This is a genomic window from Lactobacillus sp. Sy-1, assembly GCF_019303535.1.
Classification (GTDB): Bacteria; Bacillota; Bacilli; order Lactobacillales; family Lactobacillaceae; genus Nicoliella.
On record NZ_JACCIU010000001.1, the window covers coordinates 603,575 to 618,845 of the forward strand.

Here is a 15,271-nt window from a genome sequence, read left to right on the forward strand (position 1 = left end):
ACTAACGAATTTTATTAAGGAGCGATTTTGTTGCAAGTGAAACGTGAGGGGATTGGTGCCATCCTAGCAATCATCGGTGCGATTTGCTGGGGGATTCAAGGACCAGTTTCACAATTTTTATTTCAGGATGCTAATTACTCACCGGAGTGGTTAATGGGGATTAAAATGTCGATTGCCGGAGTGTTGATTCTGTTATTTACCAAGGGGGTTAAAAAGCTACCGTTATTAACGGTCTGGAAAACGCCCAAGGACGCCAGTTTACTGATTGTGTACGCACTATTTGGGCTGGCTGCCGTTCAATACTTCTACTTGGTAACGGTGAGTGCTAGTAATTCTGGAACGGCAACCATTTTACAAAGCCTGGGAACGATTATGATCGTGATTCTAACCGCCCTGATTTACCACCACCTGCCATCAAGGAACGAATGGTTGGCAGTTATCTTAGCGTTACTCGGGACCTGGCTATTGGTAACGAAGGGCGATTTATTCCACCTGGCAATTAGTGACCGGGCACTAACGTTGGGGTTATTACTAGCCTTAGCGGGAGCATTGCAAACGATGTTACCGGTGAGGCTCTTAAAGCGCTACGATGTGATGGTGATTGTCGGTTGGGCAATGGTGATTGGAGGCGTTATTTTTACAATCGTGCACCCGTTTTGGGTGGACCCACCCCGCTTTACAGTTGGTGGGGTCATTGGGGTGGCGTTCATCGTCATCTTTGGAACGATGGTGTCCTTCATCTGCTTCACCACTAGTTTGAAGTATGTTTCACCAACGGTGGCGGGGATGTTAGATACGTTTGAGCCGCTGTCAGCCACGATTGGTTCGATTGCATTTTTAAACACTAGTTTTAATTTTCCAGAAATGATTGGTGGGGTGTTGATCCTAAGTACCGTCTTTGTTTTGGCGTTACCCAATCCAAAACAATCCAAAAATTAATTGTAATTATATTAAAAATAGGTTAAAATAATACTAATTAAAATTCAGATTGGGAGATTGTATTATGTGTTTATTAGTTTTAAATGTTAATTCATTTAATCGAAAGTTCTTCTCGTTCTGCTAATGTTATTCGTTAGGAGGGAAGAGCCTGCTTAGACACGCAATCTTCACTAGCTAGAATAACGAACTGATTTTCTAGTTGGGAAGAAGCCATACTAGAAATAGTATGGCTTTTTTTATCGAGGTTTATTATTAAGGAGGAATACCATGAGTTTATTATCGAATATGTTTAGAAAGGAAACGCTCGATAATTACATCGATAAGGATAGTAATTTAAAGCGGACCCTTGGATCCTGGGACTTAATTGGGATGGGAGTCGGAACCGTTATCGGAGCTGGGATTTTCATCCTACCCGGGACGGTTGCGGCCACTACTGCCGGACCAGGAATCATCTTTTCGTTTATCATTGCCACATTGGTCTGTTCACTCAGTGCCATGTGTTATGCTGAGTTTTCATCCTCACTCCCAGTTGCCGGAAGTGCTTACTCCTACGGAAACGTTGTTTTCGGAGAAATCATTGGCTGGGTATTAGGCTGGGCGTTAGTATTGGAATACACGCTGTCGGTGGCGGCCGTTGCGACCGGTTGGTCAGCGTACTTCCAGACCTTTTTAGGCGGGTTTGGAATTCACATTCCAAAGGCGTTGAGCGGATTTTACGACCCTAGTAAGGGGACCTATGTAAATATCTTTGCGATTTTAATTGTATTGTTGATTGCCTTTATTTTAACGAAGGGGACCCAGTCCTCGACACGAATCAATAACATCATCGTTGCCATCAAGGTGTTAATCATTGTCCTATTCCTAGTGGTAGGGGCCTTCTTCGTTAAGCCAGCCAATTGGAACCCATTACTGCCATTCGGAACCTTCGGGGTCTTTCATGGAGCCGCTGCAGTCTTCTTTGCCTACCTCGGGTTTGACTGTGTATCGTCAGCAGCTTCCGAAGTGAAGAATCCAAAGCGCAACATGCCAATTGGGATTTTAGGAACGTTATTCATTTGTACGATTCTATACGTATTAGTGTCACTAGTCCTTACTGGAATGGTACATTACAAGGATCTAAACGTTGCGGATCCAGTTTCATTTGCATTACAAATGGTGCACCAAAACTTTGTGGCCGGAATCATCGCCGTTGGTGCGTTAGCCGGGATGTTTACCATGATGCTTACCATGATCTACGGTGGATCCAGATTGCTCTACTCAATGGGCCGGGATGGACTATTACCAAAGCACTTGCACAAGGTTAATAACAAAAACGTTCCCCACCATAGTGTGTTAATCGTAACGGTTGTGATTGCCTTCATGAGTGGCTTTATCTCCCTTGATAAGCTCGCTAGTTTAGTTAACATCGGGACGTTGATTGCCTTTATCGTGATTTCATTAGGAATCCTACCATTGCGGAAACGTAAGGACATTCCAAACCAAGGCTTCAAGGTGCCATTGTACCCATACCTACCAATCCTGTCAGCAATCTTAAGTATTTTAGTTGCTACCCAGCTACCTAAGGATACCTTCTATACGGCATTGATTTGGTTCGTGATTGGGTTGGTCATTTACTTCGCATACGGAATTCGGCACAGTATCCTGAATAAAGATTAGTAATTATCACATTTAAATTTAATTTTTATCGTGTACAATACACAAATGAGATTAATATAATTACTATTTGAGGTGTAATAAATGCAAGACAAGACACAGTTGAAGGAGAATGTGGTCCGGGGGATTTTTTGGTCAGCGATGGCTTCAACGCTCTGGGCATTTTCTGGAATTCTAATGCAGATGGTTGCAAAAAACGGGGCCATCCCAGTCGACTGGTTCATTTCCGCTAGAACCTCCGTTGCGGGAGTATTGTTATTGATCATCGGGGCGTTCCACGTTAAAAAGGACGTCTTCAAGGTCTTTAAGGACAAGCGTTCAATTATGTTGCTTTTGATTTACAGTTTGTTCGGGCTAGCCGTTAATATGTCGACGTTCTACATGGCGATTCAGACTGGAAATGCGCCGACTGCGACGTTGTTACAGTATTTGGCACCAATTTTTATTGTGTTGTACAAATTCGTCTTCCGGGGCCATCGGCCATTGAAATCCGACGTGTTAGTATTCTTTATCGCATTAGTTGGAATCGTGCTTTCGGTGACTAAGGGAGACTTGAACGAACTTTCTATCCCGCTGGTTTCAATTCTGTGGGGACTAGGTTCAGCCGTTTCAGCTGCCATCTACTACTCCGTTCCCCAACCACTTTCGCGGGAAAACTCACCATTTGTTGTCCTGGGCTGGGGAACTTTAATCGCCAGCATCCCATTCAACATCTTCTACATTGCAGTTCACCACGCACCATTCTTTATTGCGGCACCAAAGCAAGTGACTGCAAGTCCAATGGTGTTAGTTGGGCTGGGTGGAGTAATCTTAGTCGGGACCATTGGGGCGTTCTCTTCAATGATTTACAGTCTCAAGTTTGCTTCATCAGAAGTGCTTAGTATCGTTGATGCTGTTGAACCAGCAATGACATTTATCCTAAGCTTGCTATGTACGATTATCCCAATCGCGTTAATTCAATCATTAGGGGTACCTTTTGATTTAGTTGAATGTATTGGAGCGGCATTGGTTATCTATTCGATTTACCTGCTGCAAAAAATTCACAGACGCCACGTGGAAGACTTACCACCAATGGAATAACCTTAAAACGAAACGCTTTGAATCTTATGGTTCAAGGCGTTTTTTAGTGTGGCGGATTCCGGAAAATCCAAAATAGATTGACATTTACGGGGATTGCACTAAAATTAGAATGTTATTTACTAGTCAAATTCAATTTTTGGGGTGAAATTAATGAACAGTCAATCAACTCACTCTGAAGGCACAGTAGCGCCAATGAAGGGAATTTTATGGGCGATTTTTGCATCAGCACTATGGGGCGTTTCGGGAACCATCTTACAGCTGATCTCCAATCCCAAGACCGGATTTTCAATGCCGGCGCCATGGTTTCTTTCCGTGCGGACGCTGTCTTCTGGGGTGATTTTGTTATTTCTTGCGGCCATTATGTACCGGGGCGCAATTTTTAACGTATTTAGGAACGGCAGGGTCTTCTTGTGGCTTCTGGCTTACGGAATTTTTGGGTTAGGGGCAAACCTGTTGACCTTTTACATTAGTGTCCAGGAAGGGAATGCCGCAGCATCAACTATCTTGCAGTACCTGGCACCAATTTTTATCGTGATTGGGAGCATTTGCTTTCAGCGGAAACGGCCACTAAATAGCGATTTATTAGTGTTTGGAATTGCATTGGTGGGGGTGTTTCTAGCAATTACTCAGGGTGATTTTTCAAAGCTATCGATTTCGTTGAGTTCGCTTCTGTGGGGAATTGGCTCTGGAATCACTGCTGCCTTTTACGTGGTGTTACCACGCCCGGTATTAAAGGATAATCCACCAATCGTGGTCCTGGGCTGGGGGACCTTGATTGCGGGGCTCATCTTTAACGCTGATTTTATCATCCGCAACCATGCACCGTTTTGGGCCGCTGCCCCGAAATTACCCAATATGAGCGTATTCGGAATTAACGTGGCGTTGATTGCAATTGCCGGAGTCGTTTTACTGGGGACCGTTTTTCCGTTCCTGTCGCTTTTGCACGCGTCCAAATTCGCGACATCTGAAGTGGTCAGTTTAGTAGATGCAACGCAGCCGGTGGTGACGTTCATCCTAAGTATCATCTTCTTTAGTTTGCATCCTAAGTTGATGGAAATAATTGGGGCCGGGTTGGTAATCATTGCGATTTACCTTCTGCAATATTTCCATCGGCAGCCCGCTGGAAAAAATTAAAATTATCACAATCTTAATTCTAAAACCAATTTTTAAGTTATAATAAGGATATTCGCATTCTGTGCGAATCCTTTTTTGTATAATTATAAATTTAAAGGAGTTTTATTGAGATGGCTAACCAAAAATGGCGCCGGCTTTGGCCGTATTTGATCATTGCAATCGTTGCACTGGTTGAAATTTTGCCACAGATTCTTACTAAATCGTTCATCGTTGGGATTGACTCGATTTTCCACATGAACCGCTTCTATGATGCTGCGATGCAGATTAAAACTGGGGATTATAACTACTTTCAATCCTTCTTTGGTTACCAACAAACGGGACGGGTCATTAACGCCTTGTACGGTCCAGTATTTGCCTATTTTAACGGTCTGTTACTGCTGATTGCTGGGACTTGGTTTAAGTTCCAACTACTGACCAGTTGGTTATACCTATCCATTGCTGGATGGTTAATGTATCGGCTTGCCGTTGCCAATCGAGTGACTACCTGGCCAGCAGTGGTAGTTAGCGCAATGTATCTAATGTCCTCCCCAATGCTTTCTTGGGTTTCCGGGACGCAGTTCACGGGTCTGGGGGCAATGTTCACTCCGTTGGTAATGTTGGCGGGAACCCGCATGATGCGCGAAGATAAAATCGCTGTCATTCCGCTGTCGATTGCAATGACGTTGGTAATTCAAATGCATTTGATGACCAGCATCATTTGTGCGGCGGCGTTGATTCCGTTCTTTGTAGTTGCCTTTATCTACAGCAAGCACCGTGTAACATTGGTTGTAGATTTATTTAAGGCCGTTGGGCTAACGCTATTACTAACTGCCAATGTATGGGGCGCAATGCTAGAGTTATTTAAGTCTAATACCTTGCTGCCAGTCGCACCACAATTAGTGATGAGTGAAAACGCTTTTAACGTAATTAACACGAATTCATACGTATTATTACCGGTTTATACGATTCTGTACTTACTAGTGACCATTTATGTAATTGCTAAGTGGAAGCAGCTCAGCCTTTATACAAAGGTGATTTTTGGGAATGCAATGCTATTTCTATGGCTGTCATCATACTTCTTCCCATGGAATTGGATTGCTAAGTTCGTGCCAGGAGTTGCATATTACATCCAGATGCCAGCACGGTTTTACGTGGTATCGTTTGCGCTGCTCTTCTTGATGGTGGGAATTATCCTGTCACATGAAGTGAGCCATGGAATGCAGGTTGCCCGCTGGACGCTAGCAACCCTTGCCTTTCTGGGCATTTTTGGGATTGCTGAAGGAACCGTGATTTTGGGGACGATTTCGTACCATGCCGAACGGGTAATTGATAACCCGACGAACCTCAAGCTTCACACCAAGAGCACGCAAAAGCTCCGGAATTCGCTTAAATCGACAAATCTTAAGACGACGTTGAAGTACGTTACTAAGTCCACGCCGGATTACCTGCCAATTAAGAAGGCTCTGGCTCCTGATGAGTACTTTCCGTTCCATCCGTACCATGCATATACTATTACGGCAATCAAGAAGAATCACTACCATGTGAAGAAGCACGTTACTAAGAATGGGTTGAAGGTGACCTGGATTAATCCAAAGAATCACGATCAAAACATTCGGATCCCAGTCTTTAAATATGCTCACACCACGGTAGCTAGAAACGGGAAGACGTTCACCGATTACCGCACTTCTAAGATTGGGGCGTTAATTGTGAAATCGCATCCGGGAAAGAACCACTTAACGATTGGCTATCGAGTAAGCCGTTGGTTCAAGGCGTTAGTAGCCCTTCAAGGATTAACCTACGTCGGTTTGATTGGGACGTTGATCTATCGAAAATTCAAAAGATAATTAAAATTGAAAACGTTGGGGTGCAACCGCCCAGCGTTTTTTATTTCTGTTTTGTCCATGGTATGATATAGGAAAACGAGGTGACGAGATGAAGGGGAAATATAAAGTAAATCGGTATGTAGGGGTGCCAGTAGAAACTGATAACTCCGGTAACTATCAAATCAAGCGGGATGCTGATGGTAGTTTTAAACTGCATGACTGGCGGACTGGAAAACACACGAATGGTAAATTTAGACAGATCGGCCAAATCTTCCTAACGGAAAACAATCTTAAGGTGGCCGTAATTGACTATGAACCAGTGGCTTTTAATCACCGGCACGAATATACACCACTCCAGCGCTTCACTTCAGAAGTTGTTTCAGACGACCTAGTGCAGAGCGCAAAAAAAGCACTTGGTTCATAAGAACCAAGCGCTTCAACGAGTTAAAATATTGGGTTGTTGGAGGAATGACTATTTCTTCAATACCTTTTCAGCATTAGCCTTAACTTCATCATCTGACATGGCTTCATACTTATCCATTTCATCAGAAGTCTTGATAGTGTCATGGTTATTGTGTTCCATAAAGTAGTCCCACAATGCATCTCTAACTGGGGTATCAGAATCGCTCCAGTCATAAACTTCACTCATTTTTCTATCTAAAGTAGTATCTTCTTCAAATGCCATAATAAAATCTCCCTTTCAATATAAACTCAACTATTATTATAATTCATTATTCCAAAAAAGGGTTATCAAATGCTCATTAAAATCAAAAATTTGAAATTTAGCCAATTGTAATATAATATTGCAGAAGAAGGAAAAGTGGTGGATTAATAAAGATGAGAGATAAGTTAGCGACGAAACGCAAAATTGTCGCTGGAATGATTAAATTAATGGATAGTATGAAATACCAAGACATTACCGTGAAGGAAATTTGCAGTGAAACCGGGGTTTCACGGATGACGTATTACCGTAACTTTCACGATAAAAAGGACCTATTAATCTACCACTTTGATGGTTTATTTACCACGTTCATTCAACGAGTTTCCTCTAGTCATTCACGAACGTTTTACGACATTGCAACAATTTTCTTTAACTTGATTAGGGAAGATCAGCACGTGATGGAGCTTTTAATCCAAAACGACCTAACGGTGATTATTAGGGAACGCCTCCGTTATTACATCGGAGGACTAATTGATCAGCGAGTACTATCATTTCGGGAAAATTCATCAAAACTTTTGGTGTCGATGATTTCAGGAGGCTTAACGGAAATTTTAGTGACTTGGACTAACGATGGAATGCAAGAACCAGTGGAGTCATTAGTGATCTTTGCTTCAAAGTACATGCATTTTAAAAAATAGCACAAAAAAACGGTGTGGATAAAATCCACACCGTTTTTAAATTAAGTTGGGTTGAAGATTAGCCTTCAACTGGAGTAACATTAGCAGCTTGTGGGCCACGGTCACCTTGTTCAACATCAAGAGTAACTTTTTCGCCTTCGTCTAAGGTCTTGAAGCCATCCTTGTTGATTGCTGAGTAGTGAACAAAAACGTCACCATTGTCAGTAGTAATAAATCCGTATCCCTTGTCAGCGTTAAACCATTTTACAGTACCTTGTTCCATAATAATAGAACCTCCATTTATCAAAAAATTTCATGTATCATTAAGCTTGAATCAGATTAAGGAAGTTTTTTATGAAAAACAAGAACCTTAAAAACTCGAAACTACGTAACACATTGGTATTATAATAGCAGAATTATTTATAATTGTCAATCAATGAACTCACATCTTTTTTGGGGTAAAATATGAATATTAATTGATTTCATAAGGGGGCCGTCAATCAATTGAAGACGCTAATAATTATTTCGCATCCAGAGCTGAAAGACTCTGGAACCCAGTCGTTTTTGCGGGCGGCAACAAAGCCACTGCCGAACGTTGAATGGCATCCACTAGACCTGGTGTATCCTAACTATCAAATTGACGTGGCTGCAGAACAGCACCGCCTGAAGCAAGTAGAGCGCATCATTTTTCAATTTCCGCTGTACTGGTATAGTTCTCCAGCGCTGTTGAAGAAGTGGGAAGACGACGTTTTGACCCGTAACTTCACCTACCACGATCAAGATGGCATGCTTGCTGGAAAGCAGCTAGGCATTGTTACGACGCTTGGCACCGCCGCCAAGAACTACGTGGCTGGGGGCTCGGAACACTTCACCATTTCGGAATTAATGAAGCCGTTTCAAGCCCTGGCCGAGCAGGCGGGGATGCGTTTTTTGCCGCCGTTCGTGGTCGACCAGTTTAACTACATGACGCCCGAACAAAAGGCGCGGCTGTTATTTGACTATCAAAACTACGTTGATAATCCCCAGCCAGACTCGTTTACAGGCCAACAGGAGTGGTTGATTCAAAGGCTGCGCGCCCGTGCGGCAGCGACTATTGATGAGCAACAGCAGTTATTGTTGAACCTCACGATCGATCAAATTGAAAATAACCAATCTGAATTAGCTAGTTTGAAGGAGCAAATTGCGATGATTAAGCGGGGGGATGATGAGTAATGGATAATCAAGAATGGCTTTTTGACCAACTACAAAAGTTGGCGGAAGTAGAGGGTGACTTTGCTACCCGGTGCCTCTTTGAAGGCGCCCAACGAATCGTAGCGGAACAATCAAAGCGAATTCAACAGGCAAATGATGAACTAGACGGGCGGGTCTGGAGCCCCAATAAGTGGTAAATCACAAATTCAAAAACGGCCGAATTGGCTTTTAATTTTGGATTTGATTTTGGGGGCGACTTTGTATTATAATTAAATGGTATATTTCAAGAATAAGACAGACAAAGTAAAGGAGCGATAAAGTTATGCGTATTTGTCATCCAAACGGTGTTCAAGGCCGTCGTCCAGTTAACCAAAAGAAGGACAAGAAGAAGAACAAAGAAATTTCAGCATTACAAAAATTCTTAAAGCAAAGTCCTGCTAAATAATAACAATGCCCAGTATAATTAAATACTGGGCTTTTTTGTTATTGATTATTCAGCGGGTGCTGGGTCTTGAGGGATGTGCTTGTGCTTTGATTTTTTCCGTAGGGCATCCTTAAATTCGTTAATATCATCCAAATGGTTGCTCTTCCATTGGTGGTACGATGAATGACTATCCATGTCATTTGTCTTAAGACCAGTGTCTAACCAGAACAATGCTTCTGATAGGCTAGGAAAGTTATGTAACCATAAGGTTTGGCCATTATCTGAATCAAAAGCAACATACGAACGGGCATGCCGCTTAAGGAACGTCCGCTTTCGGATTTTAAATGCTTCACGCTTCCGGGTAAGCTTGTAGTCAGGAAGGATGAATTTACCATTTTTTTCAAATTGGGGAAAACGTTCATTTCGCTGACTTTTTTTATCCTTAAGCATTGCCCAGGCATCTTGAACGGTGATTAATGTTGTATTTAACTTAGTCATCACAAAATCTCCTTTTAATTTTATTTTCTCACAAAATGGCTTAAAATCAAAGTCGAAACCCTTATTGGAGGCGATATTATGGCTCATAAATACTACGCAGTTCGAATTGGACGGAAACCGGGAATTTATGATAGCTGGCCAGAATGTCAAAAACAAATTGCCAGTTATCCGAATGCTCGCTTCAAGAGTTTCATCAACCGAGCAGACGCGGTCGCATTTGTAAATGGGGCGAATCCTGGTTCCACTCGACAAGCGCCCCCGACTCAGCCCCTCCGTAACGATGCCATCGTGATGTACACCGATGGAGGATCTAGAAATCACGGGAACAAAAAGGGTAAGCACGTGCAAACCACTGACAAGGCTGCCTGGGCTTACTTGATCATCAGGCCTGATGGGACTAAGCAGAGTGCCGCGGACGGTGAGTTGGGAGCGACCAATAACCGAATGGAGATTATGGCGCTGTTAAACGGGTTGACCTACCTTGATCAGCATGGTTTGAATGGGGATGCAATCGACGTGGTGGCTGACTCCAAGTACGTTTTAGATACGATTACAAAGCACTGGTTGGCTGGTTGGAAACGACGGGGTTGGAAAACCAGTAACGGGCAACCAGTAAAAAATGATGCACTATGGAAGCAGGTTGACCAACTGCTAGGCCGCTTTACCGACCTGCGGTTCCATTGGACGAAGGGCCATGCCGATAATCAGGGAAACGAGTTCGTTGATCATCAATTAAATAAGGCAATGGATAGGATGGGTCAATCTGGCACGATTAGAATCGCTAAGCCGGTTCCCGAACGACCAGTCACCCCAGCTGACGAAAATGTTAAAAAGCAAGCGCTATCCAATATTGACGGAATCTTGAACGGTAGTAGTGCACATGAGGACCAAAACAAGCAACCAGACGGGCATCCCGCTCCTGACCATTCCGTTTCAACTAACGAATCCGTTGATAACATCAAGAATTCACTCAAACAGTTGAACCTCTTTGATGATACTGATGAATAGAAGTGCTATCATGGGGATGATAAGGATGGTGGAATCATGACAACTGAACGTGAAAAAATGACGGCTGGAGAAAATTATGACCAGTTCGATCCAGAATTACAGGCTCAACGAACAAAGATGCGCAAGGCATTGGGTGCTTTGAACCAGATTTATGACAATCAGGAATTTAACAAGCAGCTAAAACCACTTTTGGGCGATAGCGGCGATCATTTATTCGTAGAAAATGGCATTGCGTTTGACTATGGCTTTAACATCCATGTCGGCAATGACTTCTACGCTAATTACCACTTAACGCTGTTGGATACCTGCCCAATTACGATTGGTGATAATTGTTACTTTGGCCCTGACTGTGGGTTGTACACACCAGTGCACCCAATTGATCCAGTGCAACGTAAAAACGACGTTGAAATGGGGGCTCCGATTACGATTGGCAATAACGTGTGGCTTGGTGGCCACGTGACCATCTTGCCCGGAGTGACGTTAGGCAATAACGTCGTTGTTGGCGCTGGCTCGGTAGTGACTAAATCGTTTGGCGATAACGTGGTCATCGTTGGGAATCCAGCGCACGTGATTAAGACCGTTGATTAGATTCTAATTTAAAATGATTTTAGCCAGAATGGTTAAAATCATTTTTTGGTTGACAGCGGGTCAAAGTTTTTTATATACTTTTAAAAGTACTTACTTTTAGTTAAGTAAAATTTATAAGGAGACGAAATACAATGATTATTTAATGGAAAAGAAAATATCATCAAGTGTTTTATTAGCAATTATTGCATCAGGAGTTATGACGTTTAGTGGGGTTACGGTGGAGACATCGATGAACATTACGTTCCCCACGTTGATCAAGGAATTTGGTATCGGCCTCAGTGTCGTGCAGTGGATGACCACGATTTACCTACTGGTCCTATCGAGCATCATTCCACTTTCGCGGTTCTTGAAGGCGCGCTTTAAAATGAGTTCGCTGTTTATTGTCGCCAACTTATTGTTCCTAGTGGGATTAGTGGTGGATGCGTTTGCACCATCGTTTATCTTCCTGCTATTGGGGCGGGTGATTCAAGGTCTTGGGACTGGAATTGCGTTGCCACTAATGTTCAACATTATTCTGGAAAACGTGCCGCAAGAAAGATTGGGGGTGATGATGGGCTTTGGCTCCTTGATTACCGCGGCTGCTTCTGCGGTCGGCCCAACCTTTGGTGGAATTATTGTTAATACGCTTGGCTGGCGGTTTATTTTTATTATTTTAATGCCAGTACTATTGATTTCATTATTGATGGGGATTTTCTCAATTCCCCACTTACGGAAGAACGAGCTCGTTGCGGAACGCTTTGATCTAAAGAGTTTCTTGCTAATCGTAGCCACTTTCGCAGGGTTAATCATTGGGATTGACACCATTAGTACCAGTAGCTTCTGGAATCCAATGGTGATTATTCCGATTCTAATTGGGTTGGTCGCACTATTTACATTCGTACGGGTGCAAAATCATTCTGACCAACCACTACTGCGGGTGCATATCTTAAAGAACACCGCCTATGCTAAATATGTGGGAGCATTTTTCATTAACCAGCTCATCATCTTAGGACTAGCATTTGTAATTCCAAATTACGTCCAACTAATTAACCACAGTAGTTCCAGTGTGGCTGGGTTATTGCTATTGCCGGGGGCCGTCTTAGGGGCAATCGTCTCGCCATTCTCCGGTGCGTTACTGGATCGCTTCGGGGCGAAGAAGCCAATCCTAAGCGGGATTGCAATCATGGCCGGCTCATTGTTGATTTTGAGTATTTTTGCTAGCCACTTAGGCAACCTGTTGATTACCATTTTCTACACTCTGATCATGCTTGGGGTGGGCTTAGCCTACGGAAACATCATGACCAAGGGCCTAAGTTACCTATCGGGTGAACTACAGGCCGATGGTAATGCAATTATTACGACCGTTCAACAATTTGCGGGAGCGATTGGAACGGTAATCGTAGCAACGATTATCACTAAGGTCTCAGCATTGGGTTCTGGTAACGGAATCCTGGGGTATACGTTCGCGTTGCTCTTCTTGTTGTTGATTAGTGTGATTCAATTCGTAGTGGTTGCATCGACAAAGGAATAGGATGTAAAAAGAGTCGTCTGCGGACGGCTCTTTTTTGTTAAAATAAACAAAAAGTGGCAGAACGTTTACCATTAATGAACATTCTGCCGCTTTATTTTTAATATTTAAATTGATACTTAGTCGTGAAGGTAACGATCTTGGTTGATTGCTTATAATACTTACCGCTGGATTCCCACTTCTTAGGCTGCTTCTTGGTGTAGCTGTTACCGAAGTAAACCTTCATTTGTTTCTGGTTGATCATTTTTACTTTGTAGTGGTAGCGAATTTTACCTTCACGGGTGCTAAGGTAGTAAGTCTTACCATGCTTAGTGTACTTTAAACCGCTATTGATTGCGCCACCAGCACTGTTGAATGGTTTAGCAGGCTTAGTTTTCGTCTTGTAAAATAAACCGGCTTCATCAATTGAACGATTAGTAACAAACAGGATGTTTTTTTGATAAATCGCATCTTCGACTATCGGTTCTGCCTTAACGGCCTTGGTTACCCAGGTTCCTTTAAGCACTTGGGGCGCACCCTTGATGCTAGTGCTTTTAGCACTGGCACTTCCCAGCAAGATTACAGCGATGAATGGGCAAATTAATTTAGTAAGCTTCTTCATTTGAAATGCCTCCTCTAATGTTAATATGATACTAACAGTATAACATTAGCGGAGGGCATGGTGCGATTTAATTAAATCATACTTCACAAAATGGGCGTATAATACACATTAACATCCTTTATGAATCAAATTGGAAGGTGATTGTATATGAGCAGTAATTCAAATAGTTGGGATTCTAAAACCCTGTTCCACCGTTTTTCAATTTTAGCAGTATCACTGGTAATTACCATTGGGACCGCAATCTCACCGGCGTTGCCGGCAATGGCAAAAACGTTTTCTAATTATCCAGTTTCGTTAGTAAACACCGTTGCCACGATTCAACAAGTCCCAGCATTCATTGTGCTTTTGTTTTCAGCGTCCATTTCGAGAAAGTTAGGGATGAAGAATTGCATTGGCTTGGGATTGTTGATTATGGGAATTTCTGGTGTGATTCCAGCGTTTATCCCGAATCTATGGGTCATTTTAGTTTCACGGGCCGTTTTTGGGATTGGAATTGGACTTTTGAATTCGTTAGCAATCACGATGGTGAACTTATTTTATGATGGTGCGGACCGTTCCCAAATGCTAGGGAACCGGAGTTCGTTCGAACAAGTCGGCCTTTGTATCATGAACATAGCAATTGGACTATTGCTGAACATTAGTTGGCAATTTTCATTTTTGGCATACATCGTTATCTTTGCCGTTCTAGCGTTGTTTTGGTTTATCGTTCCACCGTTTACTGATAATTCAAACGTTCAAGTTAATCAAGCGAACCCCCAGGATAGCGCAAAGCAGCGGGTTAACTTTAAGGTGATTGCTGCCGGAGTGATTTGTTGTTTACTAACCATGGGGATGGCGGCCGTCAGCATTTTGACTCCTTCAATCGTCGTTAACGCTAAGATGGGAACCGCCACCGATGCTAGTTTTGTGATTACAATTTTCACGTTAACCAGCATGGTGATGGGCTTTTTGTTCGGTAAAATTTTTAAATTGATCAAGCGGTTCGTCTTTTCAGCCGGAATGTTGTTCTTATCAATTGGGATGTTACTAATGAATGGCGCTCACACTTTTCCAATGCTCATCGTTTCGGTAATGGTAATCGGGTGTGCCTTTCCATTGGCTGGTAACTACCTCTTCAACTTAATGGAAGTGGCCGCTCCTAAGGGCTCCAATGCCCTCGCCAACTCAGTTTTGTTGGTGGGGTGTAACATTGGAACTGCCGTTTCACCAACCGTGATTTCGGCGCTGGGCAGTGTTTCGCCATTTAAGGGTGAAATGCCCGGAATTGGACTATTTGGGGCGCTGATTATTGCGCTAATGATTATCCTGATCATTTTCCAAATTATTAGTCACACGCCAAACGTTTCAAATAAAAGAAATAAATACACGATTCATCAATAAAAATCAGACAATCCATTTGTAGATTAATTACCAAAGACATCCAGAAGATGGGTGTCTTTTTGATTTATTTACAATAAAGCAAAAAAAGCAAGTGCTAATTAATCGCACCATGCTTTCATTTAATTATT

18 protein-coding genes are annotated in these 15,271 nt (G+C 42.8%); 13 read left to right on the top strand and 5 right to left on the bottom strand.

Features of this window, described 5'->3' with window-relative positions:
- Nucleotides 1–36: 36 nt before the first annotated feature.
- The 4 genes from HZL42_RS02175 to HZL42_RS02190 all read left to right on the top strand — a co-directional run bounded on the left by HZL42_RS02175 (nucleotide 37) and on the right by HZL42_RS02190 (nucleotide 4,806).
- The gene (locus HZL42_RS02175; protein WP_219282833.1) at nucleotides 37–939 is read left to right on the top strand and encodes a DMT family transporter; all 903 of its coding nucleotides are present in this window, start codon (nucleotides 37–39) and stop codon (nucleotides 937–939) included.
- 267 nt (nucleotides 940–1,206) lie between these two features.
- A complete protein-coding gene (locus HZL42_RS02180) occupies nucleotides 1,207–2,595 on the top strand; it encodes an APC family permease (RefSeq protein ID WP_219054074.1) in 1,389 nt (462 codons plus the stop codon).
- 81 nt (nucleotides 2,596–2,676) lie between these two features.
- Nucleotides 2,677–3,672, top strand: a complete 996-nt coding sequence (locus HZL42_RS02185; RefSeq protein WP_219054075.1) for a DMT family transporter — start codon at nucleotides 2,677–2,679, stop codon at nucleotides 3,670–3,672.
- Between the two features lie 150 nt (nucleotides 3,673–3,822).
- Nucleotides 3,823–4,806: a DMT family transporter gene (locus tag HZL42_RS02190; protein WP_219054076.1), complete on the top strand. Its 984-nt coding sequence runs from the start codon at nucleotides 3,823–3,825 to the stop codon at nucleotides 4,804–4,806.
- Nucleotides 4,807–6,549: 1,743 nt separating this feature from the next.
- On the opposite strand, the gene HZL42_RS09060 is transcribed toward HZL42_RS02190, so the two are convergent.
- Nucleotides 6,550–6,618 carry a hypothetical protein gene (locus HZL42_RS09060; RefSeq protein WP_219282834.1) on the bottom strand — a complete coding sequence of 23 codons (69 nt, stop codon included), beginning with the start codon at nucleotides 6,616–6,618 and terminating at the stop codon, nucleotides 6,550–6,552.
- A 99-nt stretch (nucleotides 6,619–6,717) separates the two neighbouring features.
- On the opposite strand from HZL42_RS09060, the gene HZL42_RS02200 reads away from it, so the two are divergent.
- Nucleotides 6,718–7,032, top strand: coding sequence for a hypothetical protein (locus HZL42_RS02200; protein WP_219054077.1), 315 nt, complete (start codon nucleotides 6,718–6,720; stop codon nucleotides 7,030–7,032).
- 48 nt (nucleotides 7,033–7,080) lie between these two features.
- On the opposite strand, the gene HZL42_RS02205 is transcribed toward HZL42_RS02200, so the two are convergent.
- The gene (locus tag HZL42_RS02205) at nucleotides 7,081–7,293 is read right to left on the bottom strand and encodes a hypothetical protein (protein WP_219054078.1); all 213 of its coding nucleotides are present in this window, start codon (nucleotides 7,291–7,293) and stop codon (nucleotides 7,081–7,083) included.
- A gap of 152 nt (nucleotides 7,294–7,445) precedes the next feature.
- On the opposite strand from HZL42_RS02205, the gene HZL42_RS02210 reads away from it, so the two are divergent.
- The gene (locus HZL42_RS02210; RefSeq protein WP_219054079.1) at nucleotides 7,446–7,967 is read left to right on the top strand and encodes a TetR/AcrR family transcriptional regulator; all 522 of its coding nucleotides are present in this window, start codon (nucleotides 7,446–7,448) and stop codon (nucleotides 7,965–7,967) included.
- A gap of 58 nt (nucleotides 7,968–8,025) precedes the next feature.
- Here the strand turns inward: HZL42_RS02210 and HZL42_RS02215 are convergent, their stop codons facing one another.
- Nucleotides 8,026–8,229: a cold-shock protein gene (locus tag HZL42_RS02215; RefSeq protein ID WP_219054080.1), complete on the bottom strand. Its 204-nt coding sequence runs from the start codon at nucleotides 8,227–8,229 to the stop codon at nucleotides 8,026–8,028.
- 221 nt (nucleotides 8,230–8,450) lie between these two features.
- Between HZL42_RS02215 and HZL42_RS02220 the strand changes: the two genes are divergently transcribed.
- The 3 genes from HZL42_RS02220 to HZL42_RS08960 all read left to right on the top strand — a co-directional run bounded on the left by HZL42_RS02220 (nucleotide 8,451) and on the right by HZL42_RS08960 (nucleotide 9,582).
- Nucleotides 8,451–9,158, top strand: coding sequence for an NAD(P)H-dependent oxidoreductase (locus HZL42_RS02220; protein WP_219054081.1), 708 nt, complete (start codon nucleotides 8,451–8,453; stop codon nucleotides 9,156–9,158).
- Nucleotides 9,158–9,334, top strand: a complete 177-nt coding sequence (locus HZL42_RS02225; protein ID WP_219054082.1) for a hypothetical protein — start codon at nucleotides 9,158–9,160, stop codon at nucleotides 9,332–9,334. Before HZL42_RS02220 ends, HZL42_RS02225 begins: the two co-directional genes overlap by 1 nt.
- 125 nt (nucleotides 9,335–9,459) lie before the next feature.
- Nucleotides 9,460–9,582 carry a hypothetical protein gene (locus tag HZL42_RS08960; RefSeq protein WP_255552537.1) on the top strand — a complete coding sequence of 41 codons (123 nt, stop codon included), beginning with the start codon at nucleotides 9,460–9,462 and terminating at the stop codon, nucleotides 9,580–9,582.
- Nucleotides 9,583–9,627: 45 nt separating this feature from the next.
- Here the strand turns inward: HZL42_RS08960 and HZL42_RS02230 are convergent, their stop codons facing one another.
- Entirely contained in the window at nucleotides 9,628–10,059 is a 432-nt protein-coding gene (locus HZL42_RS02230; protein ID WP_219054083.1) for a hypothetical protein, read from the bottom strand.
- Between the two features lie 78 nt (nucleotides 10,060–10,137).
- Here HZL42_RS02230 and HZL42_RS02235 point away from each other — a divergent pair, with 78 nt between their 5' ends.
- The 3 genes from HZL42_RS02235 (at nucleotide 10,138) to HZL42_RS02245 (ending at nucleotide 13,165) form a co-directional block, all read left to right on the top strand.
- Entirely contained in the window at nucleotides 10,138–11,067 is a 930-nt protein-coding gene (locus HZL42_RS02235; RefSeq protein WP_219054084.1) for a ribonuclease H family protein, read from the top strand.
- Nucleotides 11,068–11,100: 33 nt separating this feature from the next.
- Nucleotides 11,101–11,655, top strand: coding sequence for a sugar O-acetyltransferase (locus HZL42_RS02240; RefSeq protein WP_370629289.1), 555 nt, complete (start codon nucleotides 11,101–11,103; stop codon nucleotides 11,653–11,655).
- A 142-nt stretch (nucleotides 11,656–11,797) separates the two neighbouring features.
- Nucleotides 11,798–13,165: an MFS transporter gene (locus HZL42_RS02245; RefSeq protein ID WP_219054086.1), complete on the top strand. Its 1,368-nt coding sequence runs from the start codon at nucleotides 11,798–11,800 to the stop codon at nucleotides 13,163–13,165.
- Between the two features lie 97 nt (nucleotides 13,166–13,262).
- Here HZL42_RS02245 and HZL42_RS02250 read toward each other — a convergent pair whose 3' ends face one another.
- Nucleotides 13,263–13,763: a hypothetical protein gene (locus HZL42_RS02250; RefSeq protein WP_219054087.1), complete on the bottom strand. Its 501-nt coding sequence runs from the start codon at nucleotides 13,761–13,763 to the stop codon at nucleotides 13,263–13,265.
- Between the two features lie 147 nt (nucleotides 13,764–13,910).
- On the opposite strand from HZL42_RS02250, the gene HZL42_RS02255 reads away from it, so the two are divergent.
- A complete protein-coding gene (locus HZL42_RS02255) occupies nucleotides 13,911–15,143 on the top strand; it encodes an MFS transporter (RefSeq protein WP_219054088.1) in 1,233 nt (410 codons plus the stop codon).
- Nucleotides 15,144–15,271 lie beyond the last annotated feature (128 nt).

Coding starts and splice junctions, on each gene's coding strand:
- HZL42_RS02210 (WP_219054079.1), top strand. CDS start 7,446: ATGAGAGATAAGTTAGCGACGAAACGCAAAATTGTCGCTGGAATGATT.
- HZL42_RS08960 (WP_255552537.1), top strand. CDS start 9,460: ATGCGTATTTGTCATCCAAACGGTGTTCAAGGCCGTCGTCCAGTTAAC.
- HZL42_RS02250 (WP_219054087.1), bottom strand. CDS start 13,763: ATGAAGAAGCTTACTAAATTAATTTGCCCATTCATCGCTGTAATCTTG.
- HZL42_RS02185 (WP_219054075.1), top strand. CDS start 2,677: ATGCAAGACAAGACACAGTTGAAGGAGAATGTGGTCCGGGGGATTTTT.
- HZL42_RS02180 (WP_219054074.1), top strand. CDS start 1,207: ATGAGTTTATTATCGAATATGTTTAGAAAGGAAACGCTCGATAATTAC.
- HZL42_RS02190 (WP_219054076.1), top strand. CDS start 3,823: ATGAACAGTCAATCAACTCACTCTGAAGGCACAGTAGCGCCAATGAAG.
- HZL42_RS02255 (WP_219054088.1), top strand. CDS start 13,911: ATGAGCAGTAATTCAAATAGTTGGGATTCTAAAACCCTGTTCCACCGT.
- HZL42_RS02225 (WP_219054082.1), top strand. CDS start 9,158: ATGGATAATCAAGAATGGCTTTTTGACCAACTACAAAAGTTGGCGGAA.
- HZL42_RS02235 (WP_219054084.1), top strand. CDS start 10,138: ATGGCTCATAAATACTACGCAGTTCGAATTGGACGGAAACCGGGAATT.
- HZL42_RS02230 (WP_219054083.1), bottom strand. CDS start 10,059: ATGACTAAGTTAAATACAACATTAATCACCGTTCAAGATGCCTGGGCA.
- HZL42_RS02200 (WP_219054077.1), top strand. CDS start 6,718: ATGAAGGGGAAATATAAAGTAAATCGGTATGTAGGGGTGCCAGTAGAA.
- HZL42_RS02215 (WP_219054080.1), bottom strand. CDS start 8,229: ATGGAACAAGGTACTGTAAAATGGTTTAACGCTGACAAGGGATACGGA.
- HZL42_RS02205 (WP_219054078.1), bottom strand. CDS start 7,293: ATGGCATTTGAAGAAGATACTACTTTAGATAGAAAAATGAGTGAAGTT.
- HZL42_RS02245 (WP_219054086.1), top strand. CDS start 11,798: ATGGAAAAGAAAATATCATCAAGTGTTTTATTAGCAATTATTGCATCA.